The following is a 5,788-nucleotide window of genomic DNA, read 5'->3' on the forward strand; positions in this document are numbered from 1 at the left end:
GAAGAGCGGCGGCGCGAAGAGCAGCGCCGGAAAGAGGAAGCCGCGCGCACCAAGGCGCGTGCGCGCCGCGACAAGGCGGTTGCCGCCGCGCAAGCCGCGCTGGACAAGGCAAGGCGCGAGCACGAGGCCAAGATCGAGGAGATCGAAGCCGAGCGCGCCGCGCTCGATACGCGCGCCGAGGCCGAGCAGGACCGCTGGGACAAGCAGAGGCTCAAGCTGGAGCAGGCGCTGCGCCGCGCGCACGACTAATCGAGATGAGGCTAATGCGCCTTACGTAGAAGATACTGCCCCGCGCCGGGTGTCACCTCTCCCGCTTGCGGGAGAGGTCGCGCCGAAGGCGCGGGTGAGGGCTTTTTCCTCTAGGGGTACTCCCAATGCGGAAAAACCCTCTCCCCAACCCTCTCCCGCAAGCGGGCGAGGGGGTGTACCACCGGTGGCGCATCAGACCTCACCCATCACGGTTTGGAGCGCAGGCGCTCATCATTTCGTCACCGCGCCCGGCGGCAGAGTTGCGGTTCCATCCCTATATGAGCGCGAGCCCCCAATAGGTTCTCATGCTCGAAAAATCTTCGAAATCTGCAAGTCCGAAATCAACAACTCCGATGGTCGTGCGCTCGCGCCGCCCGGCGCCGGTGCTGGTGTGCGCCAAGTGCCTCAAGCGCAGCGACGAGGGTCGCGATGTCAAGCGGGCGCTGAAGTCCGAATTGAAAGCCGGCAAGCGCGACGGCATCAAGCCGCCCAAGCTGGTCATGACCGGGTGCTTCGGCCTGTGTCCGAAGAAATCGATCGTGCTCGCGAGCGGCGCGAGCCTGATGCGGCAGGAATACCTGCTGGTCGCCGATCGCGATCAGGTGCCGAGCGCGCTGGCGCAGTTGACCAAGCCGCGCGACACGTGAAGGCCGCGGAGGTCGCGAAGGACTGCATGCCCGCTCACGCAAACTCGAAGACAAAATTGCTTGCCATGCCCTGCGTCCTCTCGCACTCTGGGGCCAAGGAGACCAACGCAATGAAGACAAAGACCATTGCCTACGCGCTCGGAACCGCCCTGGTGCTGGGGAGCCTTGCAACGTCGGCTGCCGAGGCCCGGCCGCGGAAGGCGCAAGTGGTTCGTGCCCCGCAGGAGAGGCTGATCGTCACGGCCCCCGTGCTGCGGCCGACGCCGTGGGACTACAACATCGTCCCGCGCTATCGCTATCGGCCCGAGGACGACAAGGTCGACCCCTATGGGCCGCCGCTGGTGCCGTCTTACGTGCGCTATGAGGGCTGGCGCTGGCCCTATTGGTGGTGAGGAGCGACCTGTAGCCCGGATGGGCGAAGCGATATCCGGGACCGGTGCTGCCTTGGGCATTCCAGTGCAATCGCATAAGGCTTTCTGGAAAGACCTGAGCGTGCGCCTCGCCCTTCGAGACGACCAGTTTTGCGGTCCCTCAGGGTGATGCTAAGCGGCACCGGTGCCCGTTGAAACCAGCGCAACGCACGCGCTCCTCATCCTGAGGGCCCGCCAACGGCGGGCGTCTCGAAGGATGGCCACAGGCGAGATCACTCCCATATGCGAAAGCCTTGCCTTGGCACTCCCCGGATGTCGCTTCGCTCATCCGGGCTACGGTCAGGAGCCTGATCGGCTCCGTACCTCTACGGCCGACCGCGTCCTTGCCCGAAACAACCCGTGGCTGTACCTTGCGCTGCAGAAGTTGATTTTGGGTAGATGGGATCGGTTGAAATGACCGTGGTTGAGAGCGTGGCATCCGAGCAGCTTTCGAAGCCGAAAATGCCGCCGGGCGTGCTCACCGAAGGCCCGGTGGTCGAGGCCAAGTTTCGCGATTCCTACATCTCGTTCGCCCTCATGATCGGCGGCTCGATCGGGGCGTTGGTCTGGGCGTTCTGGCAGGGCATTGGCTGGGTGGAGGTTTCGGTCTTCGCCGGCATGTTCATCATGACCACGATCGGCATCGGCTTCATGCATCGCTACTTCGTGCACCGCAGCTTCCGCTGCGGCCCGGTGATGCGGACGATCCTCGCCGCGATCGCGACGATGGCGGTGCAGGGCTCGATCCTGAAATGGGTGAGCAACCACCGGCGGCACCATCTGCACTCCGACCGGCCCGGCGACGTCCACAGCCCGTACTATGACGGCTCCGGCAACGCCTATGCCAGCTTCGCCAAGGGCATGTCGCATGCGCAAGGCGGCTGGGTGTGGGACCGCGAGACCACCGATGCCGGCTACTACGCCAAGGACATCCTCGCCGACCCGATCGCGATGTTCTTCACGCGGACACGCTGGTACTGGTACGCGCTGTCGGCGGTGATCATTCCGGGCGCCATCGGCTACGCCTTCGGCGGCGTGCACACGATGATCGGCTGCGTGCTGTTCTCCGGCCTGTTCCGCAGCTACCTCATGACCATGGCGACCTCGCTGGTGAACTCGGTCTGCCACAGCGACGGCCGCTGGGGCTACCGCCGCTTCGAGACTCATGATGGCACCACGAACGAACTGGTGACGACGCTGCTGACGTTCGGCGAGGGCCTGCACAACAACCATCACCGCTTTCCGCGCGATGCGTACATCTCGCACGCCTGGTACGAGGTGGACATCAACGGGCTGATCATCCTGGGCCTGGGAAAGCTCGGGCTGGTGCACGACATCTTCTCGGCGGGAGCGCGTGGACGGTTGGCGCCCGTGGACGCGGAGCAGGTAGGATGGGTAGAGCGAAGCGAAACCCGTCAATCGTCGTCGCGGGAATGATGGGTTTCACAGGAGCTCAACCCATCCAAGGGGCTGCCTCCCGCGTTCTCACCCCGGCTTGTGTCCGCTGATCGCGTGGGCGCGGCCGCTCCAGGTGATGCGGCCGTCACTGTCGGCCGGGAGATGTGTGCTCAAGCGCTGCTTGAGCGTGGCGATATCGGCCGCCGGCATCGCTGCGACGACGGGTGCGAGGGAGGGGGACTTCGTCTCCAGGGTCCAGAACTCGTCTAAATCGCGGAACGTGCGCTGCACGGTGATCTCGCGGCTCTCGATCTGCTCCAGCCCGGCGGCGCGCCAAAGGTCCTGAAGCGCCGCAAGGGTAGACGCCTCCATGTGCGGCGGACGCGTTGGCGACAGCCCCATCGCGTTCATCTCGTCGACGATCGGATCGAGCGGAAATCCGCCGCCCAGCATGTCCCACATGTAGGTCGCAACCAGGCCGCCGGGACGAACCACCCGCGCCAATTCCGCGACAGCTTTCGACGGGTCGGGCACGAAGACGAGAACCAGTGCCATCACCGCGGCATCGAAACTCGCGGCCGGAAACGGCAGCGCCATGGCATCGCCGGTCTGAAACACGGCGCCGCGCGCGCCGGCACGCGTGCGGGCAAAGGCAAGCTGTCCCTCCGAGGGATCGATGCCCTGCACGCCTGTTGGGGCGCTGCGCGCCAGGATCAGCTCGGTGAACGCGCCGCTGCCGCAGCCGACATCGATCCAGCGCAGCCCTTGCGGCGGCTTCAGCCAGTCGAGAAAGACCTCGCCGACCGAACGGCTCCATACGCCCATCACCTGCTCGTAGGCGGCACCGTCATCGAAGCGAAGCTCGGGCATGGAACGGCTCCCTCGGTTTTCCACAGGCGCAATGCAGAGGCCGCGAGGTTAACACATTGGTCATTTCTTTGCGGGCAATTTCACGACCTCAGTCAGTGAGGAGTTACCATGTCCGACATCACCATTCCCGGCGGCAAGATCCGGTCCTTCGTCGAGCGGATCGAGAACCTCGACAGCGAGATGCAGGAGCTGAGCGAACAGAAGAAGGAAGTCTTCGCGGAAGCCAAGGGCGAAGGGTTTGACGTGAAGATCCTCAAGGAGATCATCAAGCTGCGCAAGGAAGACAAGAACGAGCGCGATGAGCGCGAAAGCCTGCTCGACCTCTACATGCGCGCGATGGAGACGGCCTCGCCGGAGCAGGCGAAAGCGGCGTGAGAACGATCGGGTCGATCGGCGGGGAGAGGTAAAGTCCAGGGATACGTTCTCGAACACGAGCCGGCCGATCGGCCACCGCGTTCGCATCTAACGAACGGCTTGCCTCTCGGCCGCCGGCAGATCGCGTGTCACGTCTCCATCTTCTTCACGCTGATGTTGCCGTCGCCCTCGATGTAGGCCTCGCTTACGTGCGCAGGGCCATCGACGCCTTCTTCCCGGAGCTTGCTCAGCAACTCGTCCATTGTGACCAGCTCCTGTCGCAAATGGCGGCGAAGCACTCGACCATCCTTGATCAGAAGGAGCGGCGGGGGTCGAATAAGCCGGTCTATGAAGGGCACGTGATAACCGAGCCAATCGATGGCAAGGTTCCAGAAGATGATGGTGGCAACCAGCACCAGGCCTTCTGTGATCGATTGGTATTCACCCGCCATGCCGTTCTGTGCGGCATCGGCCAGCAGGACGACGAGAAGCACATCCGGGATGCTGATGCCGCCGGTTTGCCGCTTCAGGATGAGACGCATCAAGATGAAGATGCCGAAATACATGATGGTGCCGCGCAAGATGATCTCGATGAGAGAATGCGTCGGAGCAAAGATCTCGTGCCATGGCAGCTGGAAGTTCAACATGAGGCCTCGCATTGAGACAGGAGCTTCCTGCTAGCATGTTTGGATGACCTGATGGACCAACGCCGTGCGTGCATGCCGCCCACTTGTACGGGCGCGACAGCTTGCCGCGTCGGCCATCCCACAAGGTGAAGCGCCGCGGACTCCGCGTCATTCCCGGCGCGCGCCAGGGCAGTCGCATTTGAATTTCAAGAGGCCGTCATGCCTGGGGAGAGGCCCGGTACCCAGACCCGACATCTCGCAGGCGATAGCCCTGCGCGGCACGCGCCGACGCGGGCGCCCGCAATGATGGCGTAAAGGGTGTCGTCGTCCGAACGGCAGCGCGCAGGACGGGTTTGACTCCGCTCTAGCCATTCCTGCGGTCTACAGCTGGCGACGTCGTGTGAGGAACCAAAGGCGAATGCATTCGATTGAGTGGCATCACCTCACACGCAATGGAGACACGGATGGAACTATCCGGAAAAAAGATCGCGATCCTGGCCACCCACGGCTTCGAGCAATCGGAACTCGAAGTGCCGCGTGATGCCCTCAAGGCGGCCGGTGCGACCGTGGAGATCGTTTCGCTGCAAGCTGGCGAGATCAAGGGCTGGGACGAGAAGGACTGGGGCCGCCCGGTCAAGGTCGACAAGACCCTCGACCATGCCAAGCCCGCCGACTACGACGCCCTCGTGCTGCCCGGCGGCCAGATCAACCCCGACCTGCTGCGCGTCGAGCCCAAGGCGCTGCAATTCATCAAGAGCGTGTTCGACGCCAAGAAGGTCGTGGCCGCGGTCTGCCATGCGCCCTGGCTGCTGATCGAGACCGGCATCGCCAAGGGCCGCAGGATGACGTCCTACAAATCGATCAAGACCGATGTCGCCAATGCCGGGGCGACGTGGGAGGATTCGGAGGTCGTCGTCGACCAGGGCCTCATCACCTCGCGCAATCCCGGCGATCTCAAGGCCTTCAGCGCCAAGATCATCGAAGAGGTGAGGGAAGGTCGTCACACGCAGCGGAGCAGCGCAGCGTAATCGCTGTTACGTGATGGTGTGCCTGGTTGAGCAATCCAGCCGAGCCGCAGATCTGGTCGGAAGCTCGTAGGATGCGTCAAGCGAAGCGAACTCATCGATCGTGGCGCAATGAGCGATCGGTTTCGCAAGAGCTCAACCCATCCAACGGGCTACCGTCATTCGGGGCCGCGCGAAGCGCGAGCCCGGAATCCATTGCGCTACTGGTC

At 63.7% G+C, this 5,788-nt stretch carries 7 protein-coding genes and 1 pseudogene; 6 read left to right on the forward strand and 2 right to left on the reverse strand.

The genetic code is table 11. The features are described 5' to 3' along the window. The 4 genes and pseudogenes from JHD07_RS22150 to JHD07_RS22165 all read left to right on the forward strand — a co-directional run. Window positions 1–249 (forward strand): annotated as a pseudogene (locus tag JHD07_RS22150) (cell envelope biogenesis protein TolA); the annotation flags it as partial. A 353-nt stretch (window positions 250–602) separates the two neighbouring features. Continuing rightward, the gene (locus JHD07_RS22155) at window positions 603–896 is read left to right on the forward strand and encodes a hypothetical protein (RefSeq protein ID WP_291625767.1); all 294 of its coding nucleotides are present in this window, start codon (window positions 603–605) and stop codon (window positions 894–896) included. 110 nt (window positions 897–1,006) lie between these two features. Then, entirely contained in the window at window positions 1,007–1,288 is a 282-nt protein-coding gene (locus JHD07_RS22160) for a hypothetical protein (RefSeq protein WP_291625769.1), read from the forward strand. A gap of 432 nt (window positions 1,289–1,720) precedes the next feature. Continuing rightward, complete coding sequence (locus tag JHD07_RS22165) at window positions 1,721–2,743, forward strand: acyl-CoA desaturase (protein WP_291625771.1); 1,023 nt, start codon at window positions 1,721–1,723, stop codon at window positions 2,741–2,743. Between the two features lie 48 nt (window positions 2,744–2,791). Here JHD07_RS22165 and JHD07_RS22170 read toward each other — a convergent pair whose 3' ends face one another. Then, complete coding sequence (locus JHD07_RS22170; RefSeq protein WP_291625773.1) at window positions 2,792–3,574, reverse strand: class I SAM-dependent methyltransferase; 783 nt, start codon at window positions 3,572–3,574, stop codon at window positions 2,792–2,794. A 108-nt stretch (window positions 3,575–3,682) separates the two neighbouring features. Between JHD07_RS22170 and JHD07_RS22175 the strand changes: the two genes are divergently transcribed. Beyond that, entirely contained in the window at window positions 3,683–3,949 is a 267-nt protein-coding gene (locus JHD07_RS22175) for a DUF2312 domain-containing protein (RefSeq protein ID WP_025575662.1), read from the forward strand. A gap of 128 nt (window positions 3,950–4,077) precedes the next feature. On the opposite strand, the gene JHD07_RS22180 is transcribed toward JHD07_RS22175, so the two are convergent. Further along, window positions 4,078–4,509, reverse strand: coding sequence for a YetF domain-containing protein (locus tag JHD07_RS22180; RefSeq protein ID WP_291625784.1), 432 nt, complete (start codon window positions 4,507–4,509; stop codon window positions 4,078–4,080). Window positions 4,510–5,018: 509 nt separating this feature from the next. Between JHD07_RS22180 and JHD07_RS22185 the strand changes: the two genes are divergently transcribed. Continuing rightward, window positions 5,019–5,582 carry a type 1 glutamine amidotransferase domain-containing protein gene (locus JHD07_RS22185; RefSeq protein ID WP_291625786.1) on the forward strand — a complete coding sequence of 188 codons (564 nt, stop codon included), beginning with the start codon at window positions 5,019–5,021 and terminating at the stop codon, window positions 5,580–5,582. Window positions 5,583–5,788: the final 206 nt, after the last annotated feature.

Origin of the sequence: Bradyrhizobium sp. (genome assembly GCF_016462955.1) — a bacterium.
Classification (GTDB): domain Bacteria; phylum Pseudomonadota; class Alphaproteobacteria; order Rhizobiales; family Xanthobacteraceae; genus Bradyrhizobium.